Origin of the sequence: Actibacterium pelagium (genome assembly GCF_002285415.1) — a bacterium.
In the GTDB taxonomy this organism is placed as follows: Bacteria; Pseudomonadota; Alphaproteobacteria; order Rhodobacterales; family Rhodobacteraceae; genus Actibacterium_B; species Actibacterium_B pelagium.
The window spans coordinates 483,731-502,801 of the sequence record NZ_NSBU01000007.1 but is presented as its reverse complement, the minus strand read 5'-3'; the positions used below and the strand labels follow the sequence as shown (position 1 = coordinate 502,801).

17 protein-coding genes and 3 tRNA genes are annotated in these 19,071 nt (G+C 56.0%); 5 read left to right on the top strand and 15 right to left on the bottom strand.

The genetic code is table 11. The features are described 5' to 3' along the window. The first annotated feature begins 2 nt into the window (after positions 1-2). Positions 3-752 carry a DsbA family protein gene (locus CLM58_RS11410; RefSeq protein WP_095596047.1) on the top strand — a complete coding sequence of 250 codons (750 nt, stop codon included), beginning with the start codon at positions 3-5 and terminating at the stop codon, positions 750-752. Between the two features lie 3 nt (positions 753-755). Here the strand turns inward: CLM58_RS11410 and ispG are convergent, their stop codons facing one another. The 3 genes from ispG to hemA form a co-directional block, all read right to left on the bottom strand. Then, the gene (gene ispG, locus CLM58_RS11405) at positions 756-1,883 is read right to left on the bottom strand and encodes a flavodoxin-dependent (E)-4-hydroxy-3-methylbut-2-enyl-diphosphate synthase (protein ID WP_095596046.1); all 1,128 of its coding nucleotides are present in this window, start codon (positions 1,881-1,883) and stop codon (positions 756-758) included. Positions 1,884-1,963: 80 nt separating this feature from the next. Next, a complete protein-coding gene (locus CLM58_RS11400; protein WP_095596045.1) occupies positions 1,964-3,148 on the bottom strand; it encodes a helix-turn-helix domain-containing protein in 1,185 nt (394 codons plus the stop codon). Positions 3,149-3,252: 104 nt separating this feature from the next. Then, entirely contained in the window at positions 3,253-4,476 is a 1,224-nt protein-coding gene (gene hemA / locus CLM58_RS11395) for a 5-aminolevulinate synthase (RefSeq protein WP_095596044.1), read from the bottom strand. 362 nt (positions 4,477-4,838) lie between these two features. On the opposite strand from hemA, the gene CLM58_RS11390 reads away from it, so the two are divergent. Then, complete coding sequence (locus CLM58_RS11390) at positions 4,839-6,212, top strand: M20/M25/M40 family metallo-hydrolase (RefSeq protein WP_095596043.1); 1,374 nt, start codon at positions 4,839-4,841, stop codon at positions 6,210-6,212. A 10-nt stretch (positions 6,213-6,222) separates the two neighbouring features. On the opposite strand, the gene CLM58_RS11385 is transcribed toward CLM58_RS11390, so the two are convergent. Together CLM58_RS11385 and CLM58_RS11380 are read right to left on the bottom strand one after the other, a co-directional pair. Continuing rightward, positions 6,223-6,948, bottom strand: a complete 726-nt coding sequence (locus CLM58_RS11385) for a hypothetical protein (protein ID WP_143226562.1) — start codon at positions 6,946-6,948, stop codon at positions 6,223-6,225. Between the two features lie 191 nt (positions 6,949-7,139). Then, a complete protein-coding gene (locus CLM58_RS11380; RefSeq protein ID WP_095596041.1) occupies positions 7,140-8,021 on the bottom strand; it encodes a glycosyltransferase family 2 protein in 882 nt (293 codons plus the stop codon). Positions 8,022-8,113: 92 nt separating this feature from the next. Here CLM58_RS11380 and CLM58_RS11375 point away from each other — a divergent pair, with 92 nt between their 5' ends. After that, positions 8,114-8,851 (top strand): hypothetical protein, encoded by a 738-nt coding sequence (locus tag CLM58_RS11375; protein ID WP_095596040.1) that lies wholly within the window; start codon positions 8,114-8,116, stop codon positions 8,849-8,851. Positions 8,852-8,873: 22 nt separating this feature from the next. Here CLM58_RS11375 and CLM58_RS11370 read toward each other — a convergent pair. Beyond that, positions 8,874-8,950 (bottom strand) — tRNA-Asp (locus CLM58_RS11370). A 32-nt stretch (positions 8,951-8,982) separates the two neighbouring features. After that, positions 8,983-9,059: transfer RNA gene (locus tag CLM58_RS11365), tRNA-Asp, on the bottom strand. A gap of 360 nt (positions 9,060-9,419) precedes the next feature. On the opposite strand from CLM58_RS11365, the gene CLM58_RS11355 reads away from it, so the two are divergent. Beyond that, on the top strand, positions 9,420-10,337 hold the full coding sequence (locus CLM58_RS11355; RefSeq protein WP_095596038.1) for a Hint domain-containing protein: 918 nt from the start codon (positions 9,420-9,422) through the stop codon (positions 10,335-10,337). A 133-nt stretch (positions 10,338-10,470) separates the two neighbouring features. On the opposite strand, the gene CLM58_RS11350 is transcribed toward CLM58_RS11355, so the two are convergent. The 8 genes from CLM58_RS11350 to CLM58_RS11315 form a co-directional block, all read right to left on the bottom strand. Next, positions 10,471-10,546, bottom strand: a tRNA-Val gene (locus CLM58_RS11350). Between the two features lie 260 nt (positions 10,547-10,806). Next, on the bottom strand, positions 10,807-11,685 hold the full coding sequence (locus tag CLM58_RS11345; RefSeq protein ID WP_095596037.1) for a hypothetical protein: 879 nt from the start codon (positions 11,683-11,685) through the stop codon (positions 10,807-10,809). Further along, positions 11,682-11,942: a phosphopantetheine-binding protein gene (locus tag CLM58_RS11340; protein ID WP_095596036.1), complete on the bottom strand. Its 261-nt coding sequence runs from the start codon at positions 11,940-11,942 to the stop codon at positions 11,682-11,684. Before CLM58_RS11340 ends, CLM58_RS11345 begins: the two co-directional genes overlap by 4 nt. A 65-nt stretch (positions 11,943-12,007) precedes the next feature. Continuing rightward, the gene (locus CLM58_RS11335; protein WP_095596035.1) at positions 12,008-12,886 is read right to left on the bottom strand and encodes a cytochrome P450 family protein; all 879 of its coding nucleotides are present in this window, start codon (positions 12,884-12,886) and stop codon (positions 12,008-12,010) included. Between the two features lie 304 nt (positions 12,887-13,190). Further along, positions 13,191-13,853, bottom strand: a complete 663-nt coding sequence (locus CLM58_RS11330; RefSeq protein ID WP_095596034.1) for a dienelactone hydrolase family protein — start codon at positions 13,851-13,853, stop codon at positions 13,191-13,193. 58 nt (positions 13,854-13,911) lie between these two features. Next, positions 13,912-14,880, bottom strand: coding sequence for a TAXI family TRAP transporter solute-binding subunit (locus CLM58_RS11325; protein WP_095596033.1), 969 nt, complete (start codon positions 14,878-14,880; stop codon positions 13,912-13,914). 15 nt (positions 14,881-14,895) lie between these two features. Next, positions 14,896-16,821, bottom strand: a complete 1,926-nt coding sequence (locus CLM58_RS11320; protein ID WP_095596032.1) for a TRAP transporter permease — start codon at positions 16,819-16,821, stop codon at positions 14,896-14,898. Further along, positions 16,821-17,729 carry an amidohydrolase family protein gene (locus CLM58_RS11315; protein WP_095596031.1) on the bottom strand — a complete coding sequence of 303 codons (909 nt, stop codon included), beginning with the start codon at positions 17,727-17,729 and terminating at the stop codon, positions 16,821-16,823. The genes CLM58_RS11320 and CLM58_RS11315 overlap by 1 nt, the downstream gene beginning before the upstream one ends. 92 nt (positions 17,730-17,821) lie before the next feature. Here CLM58_RS11315 and CLM58_RS11310 point away from each other — a divergent pair, with 92 nt between their 5' ends. Further along, entirely contained in the window at positions 17,822-18,766 is a 945-nt protein-coding gene (locus CLM58_RS11310; RefSeq protein WP_095596030.1) for a LysR family transcriptional regulator, read from the top strand. Positions 18,767-19,071: the final 305 nt, after the last annotated feature.

Below are 19,071 nucleotides of genomic sequence, written 5' to 3'. Positions count from 1 at the left end.
CAATGGCTTTGAAACGCCTATCGGCCCTAGCGGTCGCAGCCCTGATGGCCAACACGGCCCCCGCAGCGGACCAGACCAACATGACAGAGGCCGAACGTCAGGCCTTTCGTGCAGAGGTTCGCGCCTATCTTCTGGAGAACCCAGAAGTACTGATGGAAGCCATCGCCGTTCTGGAGAACCGCGAAGCCGAGGCGCAGGCCTCTGCCGACGTCAATCTGGTACGCCAGAATTCGGACGCGCTGTTTAACGACCCGAATGACTGGGTCGGAGGCAACCCCGATGGCGACGTGGTGATGGTCGAGTTCCTGGACTATCGCTGCAGCTATTGCCGCCGCGCCCATGACGAGGTGGCCGAACTGCTGGAAACCGACGGCAACATCAAGATCATCGTGAAGGAATTCCCGATCCTGGGCGAAGAATCGATCCTGGCATCTCGCTTTGCCATCGCGACGCTGCAGCAGATCGGCAGCGACGCCTATAAGAAGGTAACCGATGAACTGATGACCATGCGCGGTCAGGTTTCCAACGGCAACCTACGCAAAATCGCGGACGAACTGGAGCTGGATGCAGACGTCATCATGGGGGCGATGGATGCGGAAGAGGTCACAGCCGTGATCGCCGCCAACCATGCCCTTGGTCGCGATATGCAGATCAACGGTACCCCGACCTTTGTGGTGGGTGAACAACTTCTTCGCGGCTATCTGCCCTTGGAAGGGATGCGCGGCGTCGTGGCCGACGTGCGCACCAACTGATCCTTACTCGGCCGCGTCCTTGGATGCGGCCGCTTCAATCTCGGCCGCTTTCAGCTCTACCTGTTCTACGATGTGATCGACCATCTGGTCGTTCGACATCTTGTGGCTTTGCTTGCCCGCCAGATAGACCATGCCGGACCCTGCCCCGCCACCGGTGAACCCGACATCGGTCATCAACGCCTCACCCGGACCATTCACCACGCAGCCGATGATCGACAGGCTCATCGGGGTTTTCACATGCTCCAGCCGCTTTTCCAGCGTCTCAACCGTTTTGATGACGTCAAACCCCTGACGCGCGCAGGACGGGCAAGAGATGATGTTCACGCCACGGTGCCGCAGGCCAAGGGATTTCAGGATTTCATAGCCGACCTTCACCTCTTCCACCGGATCGGCGGACAGAGATACCCGGATCGTGTCGCCGATCCCCATCCACAGCAGGTTGCCCAGACCGATGGCCGATTTGATCGTGCCCGACACCAGACCACCAGCTTCGGTGATCCCAAGGTGGATCGGGGCATCGGTGGCCTCTGACAACTGCTGATAAGCCGCCGCTGCCAGGAATACGTCAGACGCCTTCACGCTGATTTTGTATTCATGGAAATCGTTGTCTTCGAGGATCTTGATATGCTCCAGCCCGCTTTCGACCATCGCGTCGGGGCATGGCTCGCCATATTTTTCCAGAAGATGCTTTTCCAGCGACCCGGCGTTCACGCCAATGCGGATCGAACAGCCGTGATCCTTGGCCGCCTTGATAACCTCACGCACGCGGGTCTCGTCACCAATGTTGCCGGGGTTGATCCGCAAACAGGCTGCGCCGCTTTCGGCAGCTTCGATCGCGCGTTTGTAGTGAAAGTGGATGTCGGCCACGATCGGAACCGGGCTTTCGGCACAAATCTCTTTCAGCGCGCGGGCGCTCGCCTCATCCGGGGCCGAAACACGAACGATATCCGCGCCGGCCTCTGCCGCGGCCAGAACCTGTTTGATCGTCGCCGGAATGTCGGTCGTGATCGTGTTGGTCATCGTCTGGACCGAGATCGGGGCATCACCGCCAACAGGCACTTTGCCCACGTGAATCTGACGCGATTTACGGCGGTCGATGTTGCGCCACGGGCGAATGGGGTTCAATGACATCAGGCTAGGGTCCGGTCGCGATTAAAGTCGCCCCAGTAGATAATCCCCCAAGGCTTGGGGGGCAATAAAGGCAGTAAAGTTTATTCAGCTTCCGCTTCGGGCGCTGGTGCCTTAGCCAAAGCAACGATAGAGGCCATGTCAGGGTCCGATGCCAGATCAGCGACCTCATACACGCCCTGCACCGCTTCCACGGACAGTTCGACATTCTTGGCAACGGATCCACCGTCTCCGGCAGGGCCAAAGGTTTCACCATTCACCGCGAAATAAACCGCGCCGGAATTCCCCGCACGCAACAACGGCGCTTGTTCGGTCGAGGGGATGATGTAGCGCTCGCCGCTTTCCAAAATCTTCTCAAACAGGACCGAGCCATCAGCACCCGACACACGCACCCAAGCGGGGCGTACGGCAATAATCGCCAGTTCCGGCGCAACGGGTTCGACGACCTGAACCGGCTCTGGCAGATCAGGCAGTGTCGGCAAAGAATCCAAGGCGATCTGTTCCAGACGCTGCTGTTCATTCGCCAGCACGCCCATCGCCCTTGGATCAATCGTCGCGATCGGACCGTCCCGCGCCTCTAGCACCGGGACATCCAAGGCTTGCGGGCGATACAGGCGGACAAGCGCTGCTTCGCGTTCTTCGTCTTCTTCAGCTGCAGGGGTCGAGGCACCCACCAGCGGATCAACGACGGCCAGAACCTCTGGCGCGTCTTCGACCGGTGTCAGGTTCACCTGCTGTACCTGTTGCAGCACCGACCAGCCGCCATAACCCAGCGCCGCGATCAGAGCCAACAGCACCAGCGAAGAGCCAAGCGCGCCAGCCTCTAGCTGACTGAAGAAACCCGAACGTTCAGGTACAAAGGCCGTCTTTGCGGTCAGCAGCGGGTCATTCGCCGACTTGCTGCGAGATTTGACAGGCGTTTTGTTGGATGGCGCTTTCGTCGTCGCGGCAGGTCCGCGCGGTGTTTCAAACCCGCTTTCTTCGCAGAAGCGGCGGAAGGATTCGTCTGGATCCATACCCAGATAGCGCGCATAAGACCGGACAAACCCGGCAATAAACCCCTTGGAATCAAAGGCATTGGGATCTGCATTCTCGATCGCGGCGATATAGCTTGCCTTGATCTTCAGCTCTCGCTGGACGTCAAGAAGGGACTTTCCAAGAGTCGCACGTTCTCCGCGCATCTCGTCACCGAGACGGAACTCAAAGGCATCAAACCCTTGAAGCTCTTCTGCATGATCGCCGGAATGCGGATCTTTGGACCCGGTCATCTGCTCTGTGCCCCTGCGAAACGAACGTTTTAATGATTCCCCTTACCGGGAACCTTTAAAGCGTTCATAGCACAGAACAAGTGCGATTTCATCCACAGGGTAAATCAGGCCGACAGGTCGGCACGATTCAGCGCGCAGTGGGACCACAGCGAATCCATCGCTTTGACCAGCGCATCAATCTCTTTGGGCCCATGGACCGGCGACGGGGTAAAGCGCAGACGCTCTGTCCCGCGCGGAACGGTCGGGAAGTTGATCGGCTGGACATAGATGCCATGCTGTTCAAGCAGCATGTCCGACAGCAGCTTGGTATGAACCGGGTCACCGACGATCACAGGCACAATGTGGCTGCCATGGTCGATGATCGGCAGACCCAGCCCCTTCAGGCGGGTTTTCAGGATTTTCGCCTGAGTCTGGTGCTGGTCGCGCAGAACTTGTTCGGTCTTCAGAACACGAACCGAGGCCGCCGCCCCTGCTGCGATCGCAGGTGCCAGCGACGTGGTGAAGATGAAGCCCGGGGCGTAAGACCGGATCGCGTCGCACATCTTGGCGCTGGCCGCGATATAGCCGCCCATGACACCATAGGCCTTTGCCAGCGTCCCATTGATGATGTCGATGCGGTGCATCAGCCCGTCACGTTCAGCAACACCAGCACCACGGGGACCGTACATGCCAACTGCGTGGACCTCATCAATATAGGTCAAGGCGTTGAATTCGTCTGCCAGATCACAAATCTCTTTGATCGGGCCAAAATCGCCGTCCATCGAATAGACCGACTCGAATGCAATCAGCTTCGGCGCGGCGGGATCGTCAGCTTGCAGCAACTCGCGCAGATGCGCCACGTCGTTATGGCGGAAGATACGCTTGGCGCCACCATTGCGGCGCACGCCTTCGATCATCGAAGCGTGGTTCAACTCGTCCGAATAGATGATCAGACCGGGGAACAGTTTCGGCAGTGTCGAAAGCGTCGCATCATTCGCGATATAGGCCGAGGTGAACACCAGCGCGGCCTCTTTCTGATGAAGATCGGCAAGCTCGGCTTCCAGACGGTTATGATAAACCGTGGTGCCAGAGATGTTGCGCGTACCGCCCGAGCCCGCACCTGCGGCGTCGATGGCTTCGTGCATCGCGCTCAGGACTTCGGGATGTTGCCCCATGCCCAGATAGTCGTTGCCACACCAGACGGTGACTGGACGTTCGGTTCCATCGGGATGACGCCACGTCGCGTGCGGAAAGAAACCTTTGCGGCGCTCGATGTCGATGAACGTGCGATAGCGGCCTTCGTCATGAAGTTGGCCAATCGCTTTATCCAGACCTTCGTTATAATCCACCGCGTGTCTCCTTCTAATCGCCGATTGCTGGCGACGCCTTCCGTCTTCCTTGGCATCCCGTAAGGGGCAACTTCAAGAAATTATTAGTCTCTGATGCCACATTTAGCTCTTTGGATAAACTCTCTTAGCTGTACCATGTTGTCGCGGGTTACGCTTCGGAATGCGCTTAAATCCGACTGCTACTGAACCATTGTAGTGCAAAATAGCCGGTAAATCTTCGAATCTCTGACGGCTGGCCGACACCGTTATGTCATTGGTTTGACCGCCCGGCCACGCGTTTGGCGCCGCTGACGTCCAGTCGGTCTGGACAGCACGCAGCCGGATGATAGGTTTGGCGCAACCTCAAAATACTGGATGACCCCATGTCCCTTTCCCCCGTTTTGGCCAAAATCGACGAAACATTGCCCGAGGCGACCGACCGCCTGCTCGAACTATTGCGGATCCCGTCAATCTCGACCGATCCGGCTTTTAAAACTGACTGCGATGCCGCAGCCGATTGGCTGGTGGCGGAATTGAGCTCGCTTGGGTTCGATGCCAGCAAACGCAGCACACCGGGCCACCCGATGGTGGTAGCGCATGGTGATGGACCGGGTCTTCATGTCGTGTTCTATGGCCATTACGACGTGCAGCCTGTTGACCCGTTGGACCTGTGGGACCGCGACCCGTTTGACCCGCAGATCGAAGACACTCCGGCGGGTAAAGTCATCCGCGGCCGCGGCTCATCCGACGACAAGGGCCAGTTGATGACCTTTGTCGAAGCCTGCCGCGCATGGAAAGCTGTGCATGGCTCACTGCCGATCAAGATCTCGTTCTTCTTTGAGGGCGAAGAGGAATCGGGCTCTCCGTCCCTGATCCCTTTCATGAAAGAAAACGCCGACGAGCTGAGTGCAGACGTCGCCCTGATCTGTGACACCGGTCTCTTTGACCGCGACACCCCAGCAATCACCACGATGCTGCGCGGTTTGCTGGGCGAAGAACTGACCATCACCGGCCCCAACAAGGACCTGCATTCCGGCATGTACGGTGGCGCGGCCATGAACCCGATCCGGGTTCTGTCAAAGGTCATCGCGGGCCTGCATGACGATCAGGGGCGGATCACCCTGCCCGGCTTCTATGACGGTGTTCCGGAATTGCCCGCCGAAGTCGCCCAGCAATGGCGCGATCTTGGCTTTGACAGCGACGGGTTCCTTGGTGAGGTCGGCCTGTCCTCCCCCGCTGGTGAAGCAGATCGCACACCGTTAGAAATGATCTGGTCCCGCCCCACCTGCGAGGTTAACGGCATCTGGGGTGGCTATACTGGCGAGGGCTTCAAAACCGTCCTTCCCAGCGAAGCCCACGCCAAGATCAGCTTCCGCCTTGTTGGCACCCAGGACCCCCATGCCATCCGCAAGGCCTTCCGCGATTATGTTCGCTCTGCACTGCCCGCAGACTGCGAAGTAAGTTTCAGCGCGCACGGCGCCTCGCCCGCGGCACAGATGTCGATCGAGTTGCCCGCGTTCGAACAAGCCCGTGCGGCCCTGTCCGATGAATGGCCGAAACCCGCAGCCTATGTCGGCTGTGGCGGGTCCATCCCGATTGCTGGCTATTTCAAAGAGTACCTGGAAACAGACGCAATGCTGATCGGCTTCGGCAATGACGACGACGCCATTCACTCGCCCAATGAGAAATACGACCTGCGCAGCTTCCATAAAGGTATCAGAAGCTGGGCTCGGGTTCTGGACGCCTTGGCGGGTTAACTGAAAACCTTCACATCTTCAGGCGCAAAACAGGTCGGCTCTCAGCATAAAGGGTCGTCAGGATGCTTACCGAAAGCATGAGAAGAATCCATTGAACGAACAGAAAGAAAATATCCTGAACATACGCCAAGGCTGGGATTTGCGATAGCTGGACGAAGACGGATGCAGTGATGCTAAGATAGCCATAAAGCAAGGTTGCCGCAGAGTAGAACACCGCTATACCGATGATCGAAAATCTTCGGTCGCTGGTCCGGCGCCAAGATTCGCTAAGAGTAATGGTTTCTCCCACTGCTTTCGCAGGAAGGATCATCGCGTAGCGCAGGAACATACTTGTGAAGACTGTGGTGACCAAGAACGTGAATGCAACGTGCACCGCGCCAGAGTGCAACGCCGGTTTGAAGTTTCCAACAACGATATGGTTCACCCCGATAACGATTCCGACCACCAAGGCTGGAATCAGGACAAAGATGGCACACAACAAGATCAGCATCAAAATACGCCAAGCATAGCCATAGACAGCACTCAGCTGAAAACGTGGGAAGATCCCCAAAACGTTTTCGCCGACAAGCCGGTGTCGATGCCAGGCGACAGCGGCCCAAGCCGTCGCGACTATCAATCCCATAAATGACCCATGAATAATGGTATTGGCCACGCGCTGGATGGTCCGCATTTGCTCGTAGGTAGGTGCGTCGGGGACGCTGTTCTGCAACCCTATCAAGGCGAGGAAAGCCAGCAACACCAGCCCCCAAACCGGCAAGGATATTCGAAGGGCCTGCAACGGGTTCCGAATGATTGATCCAAACGCATCGCCGACAAGTCTCAAAGTAGACATACACACCCCTAAAGCTATCACTGAAGCGAGTTAACAGCCTTTGGTTGCAGCTTCCAAGGTGAAAACCGGTGTAAGGACCCTAATTTTAAGATTGGTCAAATAATGCCAAAAAATCTTTCAGGAAGCTCATTCAGAACATCATTTTTGAACTTCCCGAATTCCCACAAAGGCGTGTTCCCACGTGGTTGCCAGCTTTCATACATGCCTTTGATCTCGGGCGAGAAATCAAAACCATCAGCGACTGGCATCTCCTCAAACTTCGCAAAAATTTCATCGTCGTTGCGATTTTCGCGGTACCAATGCGCCCCCATCATCACCGGGCGGTTGGGCTTGTTCCCGCGGACGTCATCCACAACCTTGTTCCGACGATCCAAAGTGTCTTGGTAAAGGTCAAAGTCGCAGTGCTTCAGGTGCAGCATGTACAGACCTTCTGGCACATTCAGTTTATCAAAATCCGTATAGTGCCCGCCCCGCGCAATCTTCGCGCCGCCTGACAGAACACATGGTTTTGAGTAGAAAACCGACTTTCGAACGAACCTGCGAGGTCCAATTATCCGTTCTTGCGAGATCGCCTCGGGTTCATCCTTACGGCGGTGCATGACATCCAAGCCAAACGGGGTCAAAACCTGCCCAGTCGGGGTCTGCGCAAGAAACTCTTTAAGAGACGGCGAGACATCGGGATCCACAATAACAAATTCGTCGACATCGCCAACGATGATGTGCCGATAATAGGTGCGGATGCCGTTGGTCAAACCGCTCAGCAATCGCCAGCGCTTATTATCGAAACCTTTATGCGGATCCCCCGGCAGGCCGATGATATTGCAGCCTTCAGCAATCCGGTCGACGCTGGCTTCATATCCGTGGTTAATCACATATAGGTTCGATCGCCCAAACAGTCCCCCGTAATAGTCGACCCATTTCTCGAGGAAAAAATCGTCGTCCCGCACCATCGTGAGAACGGCAACATCTGATGCCATCGTCTTACCTGCCCGTTTATTGCTTGGCCGTAGAAAGGATTACCCTCGCATGATAGACGACGCAATGAAGAACGATTGAAAAGAGTACAGGCATGACGCTTCAAGATTCGGGAATCGAAATTCATCGCAACCACACGGTCGCGCCGACACGGTTCCAGATTTTCGGAGAGCGGTCGACCGGCACCCATATTGTTGGGCGCTTTGTCATGCGGCACCTGAACCTGAAGCTGATTCATGACTACGGCTGGAAACACGGTTTCCCATCCATGCCCGGCGTGGCGCCAGAGCATCTGATCATCGTTTGTTTCCGCAACGCCGAAGATTGGCTGCGCTCGATGCATACCAAGCCTTGGCACTGCTCACCAGCGATGCAGAAATTGGATTTCAGCGACTTTATCCGAGCCCGTTGGGACAGCGTGGTCGACCGCGAAGACGCCTTTCCATGGACCGCCCCCGGCACACAGATGATGGATCTTCAGCTGGACAGGCATCCGATAACCGGCAAACGGTTCCGTAACTTGGTTTCGATGCGCAACAGCAAACACCGCGCGCATCTAGGATTCCGCAACCGCAATGTGAACTTGCTGATGGTAAGGATGGAAGCTGTTCTGGCTGATCCGGAAGGTTTCCTGCAAAAAGTCAGCGATGGGTTCGCCCTGCCGGATCCGGAACCCTTCCGTCCGATCAAGCAACGGCTCGGCTCTAAATTCAAAGCGCTTGTAGATGACCGTCCGGAAACCCCTGACGCCATTACCATCGAAGACCGAGAGTTTCTGCTGGATCAGTTGAACCTGCAGATGGAAGCCGAAATAGGCTACACCTACGACTGAGTTTTGATTTTCAGGTAAAAAGTGGCGCGGTTGACGGGACTCGAACCCGCGACCCCCGGCGTGACAGGCCGGTACTCTAACCAACTGAGCTACAACCGCGCATCTCGCTCGGGACCGTCTCGGGTATGCAGTGGCGCGGTTGACGGGACTCGAACCCGCGACCCCCGGCGTGACAGGCCGGTACTCTAACCAACTGAGCTACAACCGCTCTGCATGACCCGGGCTCTGCCCGGCGTGAGGGGGGTTTTATGCGGGGCGGATGGTGGCGTCAAGCGGGTTCGAAACGGATGATGACAATTTCTTATCTTTCTTTTCACGAACCTGCTTTGCCCATGACCAAACGGCGCAACCAAAGGGCCTTGAAGCGTCTGATTTTCTGCCGCAGACCCCACTTGATGTGCAGAACGGGTCACATTCTTGGAAGGTGGCGAGAAATATTCTATAAGAAGTTAAAAACTATACTTAAGAACACTTCGAGCGTCACAAAACTATAAGACTTGCAAACTATGGGCCGTTTCCATCCTGCCAAAGTCGTGAATCGGGTATATTGTCCCGAGGAGTGTGATGCGTGGTAGAGGTCACCTTCCCCGCCTACACCTATGCGGAAATTCAACGCATTAAAGGCGAGTGGGTCGTCGTCAGCGTTTATACGGAACCTCTAACCATCGACATAGACGACCTAGATGGCGATGGAACCATTTCGAATGACGAGTGGGACTCTCATTTTGTCGCCCATGGAAGTCAGGGCAACGATGTCGGCGGTACTTTCTATGGGTATGTTGGGGATGGGGGCAAAGGCACTCTATTTTCCACCAACGGGACGATTTTCGAAGAAGGCCAAGTCGTCTCCGACATTCGGGAAAACCTTGGCAATGATTTTGAGCTCGATATCGGTGGAGTGGTCTGCTTCACACCCGAGGCCCTAATCCAGACGGTTACGGGGCTTCGACCAGCATCCTTGCTGAAGATAGGAGATCTCGTTCAGACCCGAGACAACGGGATGCAGGAAATTCGGTGGATTGGGCAACGGCACCTTGGGCCCCAAGTTCTTCAACAAAGCCCCAAGTTGCGGCCTGTAATGATCCGCAAGGACAGTTTCGGCGCAGGTGTCCCGGACCGAGACCTTTTGGTGTCCCCACAACACCGTCTTCTGATTGACGATTGGCGGGCGGACTTTCTTTTTGATGAACCAGAGGTTCTGGTCAGCGCAATCTCATTAATAGATGACACGCGAGTCACCCGGCCGCGAACAGAGCAGGTCGATTATGTCCACTTCTTATTCGACCGGCACGAGGTCGTCTTGTCGAACAACATGTGGACCGAAAGCTTTTTTCCAACGGATTATAGCCTGTCTATTCTCCCCTGCCCCCAACTCGACGAAATCACCACCTTGTTTCCAGAGTTGAGCATCGACCCAGCGCGCTATGGACCCTGCGCCAGAACTACCCCAAAGACAAAACCGGCCCGCGTGATGGCGACGCTTTAAAGTCTCAGGATTCGGCCCAACGAGCTTCGGTTCGGCCCTCAACCAATTGCTCAAATGCCGGCGCCAAAAACGTCTCGGGCCAGCGCATAAATCGCGTGCCTCTACGGACGTTCTTTATTTCTTGGGGGGAGAATGGTGGGTGATGAGAGACTCGAACTCCCGACATCTTCGGTGTAAACGAAGCGCTCTACCAACTGAGCTAATCACCCTTTCGGCGTGCCTGATAGCGCGGTATCCGGGGGGAGTGCAAGCCCCGATTTCAAGTTTCTTCGCCCTACCCCGAAAAAAGAAAAACGCGCCCTCATCATGACGCGCCTTTAAAGGATTTTGGTAGGTGGAAAGAGGTTTGAACTCCTTACACCTTTGATGCGAACGGAGTGCTCTACCACAGAGCTAATCGCTTGTACCGGGCGAATTGGCGCTGACCGCCCGGCTACTTAATCTTACAATTGCTACTGGCAAAACTTGTCTATTTGAACGAAGGCAGCAGATTCCGGGGTGAAAAACACAAGTTATTAAGCTGCTTTTCAGGCCCCTCGACTTCCGACGGTGCCCGCACCAGTTCCCAATCATGGGGCACGTCTTGGAACTTTGCAAAAAAGTCCCGAAACTCTTCCAACATCTCGTCGACCGGGCGCTTTTCTCCACCTTTCTGAATCAAACGGAACACGGTTTTTACGCGCCCTTCGCGAGTCATCGTGCAAGTGCTTATCAATACGGGTGCCGCAAGTAGGTGTGCTGTCTCAAATATGGCCGAGCTTAGATAAAGCTGGTGGGTAAGACTACAAGCTTCCCTTCGAGTGAAATCTGCAAGAACAGAAATCGACTTCCCTTCTTTCAGCGCCTTTCGGATCGAAAGTAACGTTGCTTGATCGGTCGAAATGTAATCAGTCTTCTTTACGACATCAAAAGCCTTTTTAGGATTGCGGCGCGGCTTTGCGATCTGAACGACGTCATGGCCCAACTCTTTCAACACGTGGAGACGGGCAAAGCCAACTTTTACATGAGTGCCAATGACCAATGCTGGCCCCGTCTCTGAAGCTAACCCGCAGGCACGAGAAGCCCCGTCCAGTTCGTAAAGCCAAGACTGTTCACCCGAGGACTTCAAAAGCCTACGAGCAAAGCTATTTCCCAGATGGTTGGTCCAGGCACAACGATACCGATTTACATAAAGTTCTCGCCCCCTGAGAAGAAAAGACAACTTATTTGCCAGCGACCACTTAAGCAGGTGGGTTTGCTCTGCGCTCTTTCCCGAAAGCGTTAACGCATAGATTCCAAGAATTGCGCGCCCAACCTGAAACCGAACCAAACCCACAAGCCCGTCAAGAAACCGTAAGACCGAAATCATGCTGCAGCAGACAACCTGTCTACCATCACCGCAAAATCTCCGACGACCTTGGTCATTGCCACTTCGTCCTCGTCCAACGCAATCTCGAAACGATTCTCAATAGCCATCACAACTTCAAGAACATCCAAACTGTCCAAGCTCAAATCTTCCAGATGTGTTTTAAGAAAAGCAGCCGTAGCAACCCCTGAACTAGGCTCCACCAGATTGGCCGCATAGTCCGAAAGTATTTCGTACAGTGCCTTAGCTGTTTCGTTCATGAATCACCTTGATTGTCATGGCCTCTGGGGCGTTGAATAAGTGGTCGGAGCGCCGGTAACGGTAGTCAACCAGTTCGATCCGCGCAGTTTGCTGCCGAAGAGTTCTCGACACATGCTGCCAAGCTCGCATGGAAAGCGCCTTGCCAAGGCACACATGCGCACCTACGCCAAAAAAGGCTCTTATGCGCGACGATTCTATCGACATAGGGCACACCTGTTCGCGGCATTTCTTCTGGCCAATTCATCTCGCACAAGCGCTGTCCTAGATGCGCGCGCAAGACAGCGGCGACGGATTCGGAGCAACTGGCAATGATGGAGTCCGCTCCAACGATGTTCAACGCTAAGCGCCTAAGTGTGTCGTCTGGCGACAACTCTTCGCGAAACTGCTCAAGGGCAGCGGCAACTTGTGCGTCGATCTTCAAGCGACGGTTCAGACTAATTTTTCGGTCAAAAATTTGCGACCATGAGGCACGTAATTGGTCTTTCTCAGCCGGCAAACCGGTCAACTCAAAAAACATTGCAGTGTTGCTGGGGAGCAAAACTTCAGTAAGAAAATCCGCTTCCCCCGCTGCATCCAGAACACGCGTCAGATGTTCGTCAAACGTCTCTTCAAAAGCCTTGGCTGCGTCAGGCACCGCTTGCTTAAGATAGAGGGTCTGGGCACGCCGCTCTGCCATATGCTCTTCCCCGTTCAGACCAAGCGGCACATGATCAAGGACCTTGACCAAACGACGAAAATCAAGCCCAAACCTGTCGGCGAAAGATTCATAAATCAAACGAAAATTTACCACATGAAACACCTCTCGATCACGAAGGATTTTCTGAATTGTTTCGATGTCTGCCGAGAACCACGTGCCAAGACCATCGTTCCACTCTAATCGATCCGAAGATTTATAAACCGCAATTCGGTCTGGCTGGCGATGAAGTAAGGAATAGTCGTCCATTTCGCACACACATTTGGTCTCTGCGAAGCCAAAACAACATCTTACCCCTTCAAGCACGCAAACATCGCGACCTGACACATTAATGGTACTGACGCGATAGCGCCCTCAATAGAGCCAGAGATTTCGTTAGTTTGAGTTCAGAACCGAAATTGCACACATGATCTCCAGAAGCTCAGTTGTTTAAGGGCCCATGCTTCTTTGAGTTCTCAATGCTGACGCTTCTAATACAACGAATTGTTTTCAGAATATAGTAAAGGGCACCGTAAAACGGTGCCCTTCTATTGCTGATTGCCAAACTAAGAGATCAGTTTTGCGCAACGTGTTTTGACAGAAATTCCGCAGTACGTTGATGGGCAACCTCGGCCGCGTCTGCGACGTAGCTGGGGCGCGCGTCGTTGGCGAATGCGTGCCCAGCGTCGTACATGTGGACCTCCATCTCGGGAAGGTAGGCCTTGGCTTCAGCCAGCATTTCAGGCGGCACGTGATCGTCTGTCTCTCCGAAATGGCCAAGGAAAGGCGCCTGTAGGGGGGCATCCAGATATTGCGGCAGGCGCGTACCATAAAATGCCACGGCTGCTGCGACGTCGGATTTCTGCGCGGCACGCAGCGCAAGTCCACCGCCCCAACAGAACCCGATAACGCCGACGCGGCCACCCTTGTTTGCCAAGGCGGTAACGGCGGCATCCACGTCTTTCATCGTGTTTTCCAGCTTTGCAGCAAGCATCAGGTCACGACCCACTGGCCCTTTGTCAAACGGGATAACGGCGCCGCGTTCCTGGCGGTCAAACAGCGCGGGAATGGCAACGTTGTATCCCAGTTGCGCATAGCGATCCGCCACACCTTTTAACTGGTCGGTGATCCCGAAGATTTCTTGCAGGATGACGATGCCACCCTTTGCGGGGCCCTCGGCATCAACCATCCAGCAGTCAAGGCTGTGGCCATCAGAGGCGGTAATCGTGGTCAACATGTGATGTGTTTTCCTTTGAAGTTGAAAATGGCCCCGCGCAAAGGCGGGGCCGTCAGTGTCATTGGCCGACGCTGATGCCAGCTTCTTCGTAATAGCGAAGCGCACCGGGGTGGTATGGTGTCTCGTTCGCTGGTGCCATCTTCTCGGCATTGGCGCTGCGGAACAGCGGGAAGGCATCAACCAGCTTTTCCTTGTTCTCTGCCACGGCTTTGACAAGATCATAGACCAGATCATCCGAGACATCGGCGCTGGTCAGCAGCATCCACGGGATACGCATCAGGTTCGCACCGGACTGACCCAGACCGTTGATTTTTTCATTCTGCGGAAGGCTTGCGATAGAGCCCGCGGCAAGGAACTCTTTGAATGCCGCTTCAGCTTCGTCGCTATCGTTGAGCGAGATGTAGCAAAGCCCACCACGATCCTTCAGTTTGACGGATGCCTGCTGCCCGGCGCCTGCGTTCAGGCTGACCAGCGCGATATCGACCAAGCCATCGCCAAGTGCATTGATCCCGGCGACAAAGCTGGACACGGGGACATTCTTGAAGTCGTCATAGCTAAGTCCACCGGTCGCCAGTGCGCCCGAGATGTAATAGGGGATAATCGTCGACGAAGTGTATTCCGACGCGATGCGCAGGTCGGTTTTGCCTGCCAGGTCCGAAACAGAGGACAGGCCCAGATCGCAAGGCGCCATGATCCCGGTGGTCAGGTTGAACATGGTGCCGACAAGGCGCACGTTCGGATGCTCGCGGTCAAAGTTGCCGGTGCCTGTATAGGCGAAACCGACCTCGACCCCGTTGGCAAATCCAAAGTCCACTTCACCCGCCTGGATCAGGGCCATATAGCCGACCAAGGGCTGTGTGCGCACGGTGATGCCTTCGTCATTGGCGACGCGTGCAACCGCTTGCCCCGAGTTATAGGCCAAAGAGCCCTGCGCGCCGGTGGCCATGGTGACGACCTGCGCATTCGCGCTTGCCGCAAGCCCAAGGCCCATCAGCCCGGCAATGGTGAGTGTTTTCAGTTCGTTCATGATTTCCTCCCTGGATTAAACGTTCTGTTGGTTCGTGTGATTGGTGTCTGAAGCGCGGGGCGCTGAGAAAAGCAGCCCGACGGCCAGCAAGATGGCCCCGGCCGCTGCCGCAGCGTGGGCGAGCGTCGGTAGATCGACAAACCCAAGCGGCAATGCCAGCGCGCCAAGGACGGTAAAGACCAAGCGCAGGACCATGGGCAGGGGGCGCCCCCAATAGCCGGTGATCCCGGTTGTAACGGCAAAGATCCCAACTGCGGTCAGCAGGCCTGCGAAAATTGTCTCGACCAAACTACCTTCGAACAGCAGCGCGGGTGTCGAGACAAACGCAAACGGCAGGATAAACGCTGCCCAACCAATCCGCATAGCGGCCAGTCCGGTGGTCAATGCCCCTGCTTTAGAGATCGCCGCTGCGGCAAAGGCGGCAAGCGCCACCGGCGGGGTGATCATCGACATCATCCCGAAATACAGGATGAACAGATGCGCCGCGATCGGGGCGACACCCGCCTCGACCAAGGACGGAGCGACAAGTGCAGCCAGCAGGACATAGACGCCAGAGGTAGGCATCCCCATACCAAGGATGATGCAGACAACCGCCGAAATCAGTAGCAGCAGAACAAGGCTGGATCCAACCGAGTCTACCAATAGAAGCGTCAGCGCGAAGCCAAGGCCGGTGATGTTGAGAACCCCGATCACAAAGCCTGCAGCTGCGACCACAAGGATCAGCTCGACCATCGAGACACCTGTCTGCACGAAGACATTGAACAGTGTCGAAGGGCTTAACCGGGTACCGCGATAGCCACGCAGGAACCCCACCACGACAATAGCGACCGAGGCATACAGTGCGGAATCTTCGGGGTCCGCCCGCAGCCAGAACAGAGAACCTAGCAACACAGCGAATGGGACGAGGAAGTGCCAACCATCTGATAGCACGCGCCGAACGGTCATGCCGTCATCCTCTGGCGCTTTGATCCCGTCGCGCACGGCGATCAGGTCGACCTGCAGGAAAACCCCCAAGTAGTATAGGATCGCGGGCAACAGCGCGGCCCCGGCGACGGTGGCGTATGGGATGTCCAGAAATTCGGCCATCAGAAAGGCCGCCGCGCCCATGATCGGCGGGGTCAACTGCCCACCGGTCGAGGCTACGGCCTCGATCGCGCCGGCATCTTCTTTCGAATAGCCCCCGCGTTGCATCAGTGGGATGGTGATCACGCCGGTGGTCGCTACGTTCGACACCGCGCTGCCAGAAATCGACCCGAAAAGCGCAGATCCCACAACAGCGATCTTTGCGCTCCCCCCGCGGGAACGCCCGGTGGCGGCCATGGCAAGGTCGGTAAAGAAGGCGCCGCCGCCAGCGGCGAACAGCAACTGGCCGAAAAACACGAACAGCAAAACAGTGATAGTGCCGACAGCCAAGGGCAGCGAAAACACCGCCGAGCTGTCAAAGCCCACGTAATCCACCAGCCGTTGCGGGGACAATTCGCGACCGATCAAGCGCCCGGGAACCTTGTCTGCAAACAGGGCATAGACCAAAAACACGCCGACAATGAAATACAGCATCATGCCTGCCCGGCGACGGATGCCCTCCATCACGGCAAAGACGACGACCGCGCCGATCATGGTGATTTGCCACGGGCGATAGAACTGTTCTTTCAGCAGCCAGACAAAGTCATAGGCCGCGTACAAAAGAACGCCCAGACAGGTCACCGCAATCCCGATATCAAGGATCGAAGGCCGTCCCACGACCTCGCCGCGCCAGCCAAAGCGCAGAAAGGCAATCGCTAAGGCCAGCCCCAGTTGCAGGGCCATGTACTGTTGACGCAGAAGCGCGAAGCCAAGCCGGGTGTGTACTTCAAGGTTCCACAGGATGCAGGCCACACACATGACCGTCGCCAGCGTTGCAATGGTCCAGCGGACCCAAGGGGTGTCTTGATGCTCGGTCATCAGGACGCCTCCTCGGGCCAGTACAGGCGCATGGGGTTTGTAACCAGCAACTTTTGCTGGGCCTGCGCAGTCGGCGCAATCTGGGGAATGATATCGACCAGACCCCCGTCATCGGGCATGTGTGAACGCATGTTGGGGTGAGGCCAGTCGGTCCCCCACAGTACGCGATCGGGGTAGTCGGCGACCAACTTGCGCGCAAAGGGCACCACATCCGCATAGGGCGGTCCAGCGACAGACAGCCGTTCTGGGCACGACACTTTGATCCAAAAACGCGGGTCTTCCATCAACTTGCGCACCTTTGCAAAGCCGGTGCCCTCGACCCCTTTTTCGACCTCTGGGCGCCCCATGTGATCGATGACGATCGTGCCGGGCAATGAACGGATGAAGTCTTCTAGATCGTCCAGCTCTTGCGATTCAAAGTAGATCACGATGTGCCACCCAAGATCCGCAACCCGTTCAGCAATCCGGCGGTACCGGTCAATCGGTGCATCACCGACCAGACGTTTCAAAAAGTTAAAGCGCACGCCGCGAATGCCACCTTCGTGCAGTTTTGTCAGATCGGAGGTCGAGATATTCTCGTCAACCACGGCCACCCCGCGGGCCCGGCCATCCGATTGCGCAATAGCGGCCAGCATCGCGCTGTTGTCGGCGCCATGGCAGGTCGCCTGCACGATGACGTTGCGCGTAAAACCCAGATGATCACGCAGCGCAAACAGGCGTTCTGCCGGCGCATCAACTGGCGTGTACTTCCGCTCTGGCGCATAGGGGAACTCTGTTGCTGGACCAAAGACATGGCAATGCGCATCCACGGCGCCCTCGGGCGGGGTAAAGTCAGGCTTGGACGGTGCCGGACAGAAGGGAATATAATCCTTGTCGGCGGCCAATAAGTTGCCCGAAGCGTCGTTCATAGTCTTGAGTCCTCTCTTTAGTCCCTCAAGTCTGTCTCGCCTCTGAGCATTTGTAAAATTAATAGTTGTGTTATACAAAATCATTCAAATTAATGAAGGGATTGATTTTGTTTCATAATTTCGACCTAAATCTACTTGTTGTCTTTCACGTTCTTATGGAAGAACGAAGCGTGACCCGCGCAGGAGAGCGGCTTGGTCGAACCCAGTCTGCGATCTCCAACGCTCTGAAGCGGTTGCGCGATCGTTTGGAGGACCCGTTATTCGTGCGCACTCCGGAGGGGCTCAGCCCGACACCTCGGGCCGTTGCGCTGGCCGGAACGGTCGCGCGGCTGTTGCATGAAACGGAAGAGAGCATCATCAAGCCCGATGCCTTCGATCCACACACCGCCGAGGCCCATTTCGTCGTGGGCGCGCCTGATAGGATCAGCCTGCCCGTGTTCCTGCCATTGATGCGAAGACTGGGGCAGATCGCGCCAAAGGTTGGCTTGCAGCTGCGCACAACTGACCGGGACTATGCGATCCGCCTTATCGAAGGCGGAGACATTGCCTTGGCCCTAGGCTGGTTCGAGCAGACCCCCCCACATATCGAACGCCTGCTTGCGTTCGAGGATGTCTTCGTCTGTCTGTGCCGATCGGATCACCCGCTTCTCGCTGGTAGTAAAATGCCAACATTGACGGATATTCTGGAGTACGGGCATCTGGTCGTCAGCTCGACCGGCGATCAACGGGCGGTGTTCGATACCGTTCTTGAACGTCATGGACTGACCCGCACGATCGCAGCGACCGTGATGAATTTCACCATCGTACCAGAACTGCTGTTGGGGTCGGATCTGATCGGCGTGTTCACACACCTGACGGCAGATTACCTGACCCAACGCTATCCGCTGACAATTGCCCCTGTTCCCCTAGAGGTCGCTCCAGTCGCGAACCATCTGATCTGGCACAGACGCTTCAACGAAGACCCGGCCCACAAATGGCTGCGAGAAGAGCTGCGATTAGCGTGGAAAGGTTCAAAGTTTTTACCCAGTCAACTTTAGAAACAAAAAATCTATAGGGCCATCTGCCCGTTAAGGCGATCCGTGGCCAGACGACCGCACTCGTATCGCGAGGGCCTCCCGAATTCGAATAACAATTTGCCTAATAACCAAATAAGAGAACGACGATCGCACCCCTGCTGGATTGGAGGTCGCACCAAAAACTCGCATGGCAAGGCTTAACTTGGCAGGTTCGATTTTGGGCCCCTCCAAGATATCGGGGCAAGCCGGGTATTTCGACTAGTATAGCACTCTTTGGGTTGTACGATATTGCGTACTAAGACCAAGTCGTCTCACCCTAGTACTCT

Coding starts and splice junctions, on each gene's coding strand:
- CLM58_RS11390 (WP_095596043.1), top strand. CDS start 4,839: ATGTCCCTTTCCCCCGTTTTGGCCAAAATCGACGAAACATTGCCCGAG.
- CLM58_RS11340 (WP_095596036.1), bottom strand. CDS start 11,942: ATGAACGAAACAGCTAAGGCACTGTACGAAATACTTTCGGACTATGCG.
- ispG (WP_095596046.1), bottom strand. CDS start 1,883: ATGTCATTGAACCCCATTCGCCCGTGGCGCAACATCGACCGCCGTAAA.
- CLM58_RS11320 (WP_095596032.1), bottom strand. CDS start 16,821: ATGACCGAGCATCAAGACACCCCTTGGGTCCGCTGGACCATTGCAACG.
- CLM58_RS11345 (WP_095596037.1), bottom strand. CDS start 11,685: ATGATTTCGGTCTTACGGTTTCTTGACGGGCTTGTGGGTTTGGTTCGG.
- CLM58_RS11325 (WP_095596033.1), bottom strand. CDS start 14,880: ATGAACGAACTGAAAACACTCACCATTGCCGGGCTGATGGGCCTTGGG.
- CLM58_RS11375 (WP_095596040.1), top strand. CDS start 8,114: ATGACGCTTCAAGATTCGGGAATCGAAATTCATCGCAACCACACGGTC.
- CLM58_RS11380 (WP_095596041.1), bottom strand. CDS start 8,021: ATGGCATCAGATGTTGCCGTTCTCACGATGGTGCGGGACGACGATTTT.
- CLM58_RS11315 (WP_095596031.1), bottom strand. CDS start 17,729: ATGAACGACGCTTCGGGCAACTTATTGGCCGCCGACAAGGATTATATT.
- CLM58_RS11410 (WP_095596047.1), top strand. CDS start 3: ATGGCTTTGAAACGCCTATCGGCCCTAGCGGTCGCAGCCCTGATGGCC.
- CLM58_RS11310 (WP_095596030.1), top strand. CDS start 17,822: ATGAAGGGATTGATTTTGTTTCATAATTTCGACCTAAATCTACTTGTT.
- CLM58_RS11400 (WP_095596045.1), bottom strand. CDS start 3,148: ATGACCGGGTCCAAAGATCCGCATTCCGGCGATCATGCAGAAGAGCTT.
- CLM58_RS11330 (WP_095596034.1), bottom strand. CDS start 13,853: ATGTTGACCACGATTACCGCCTCTGATGGCCACAGCCTTGACTGCTGG.
- CLM58_RS11335 (WP_095596035.1), bottom strand. CDS start 12,886: ATGGACGACTATTCCTTACTTCATCGCCAGCCAGACCGAATTGCGGTT.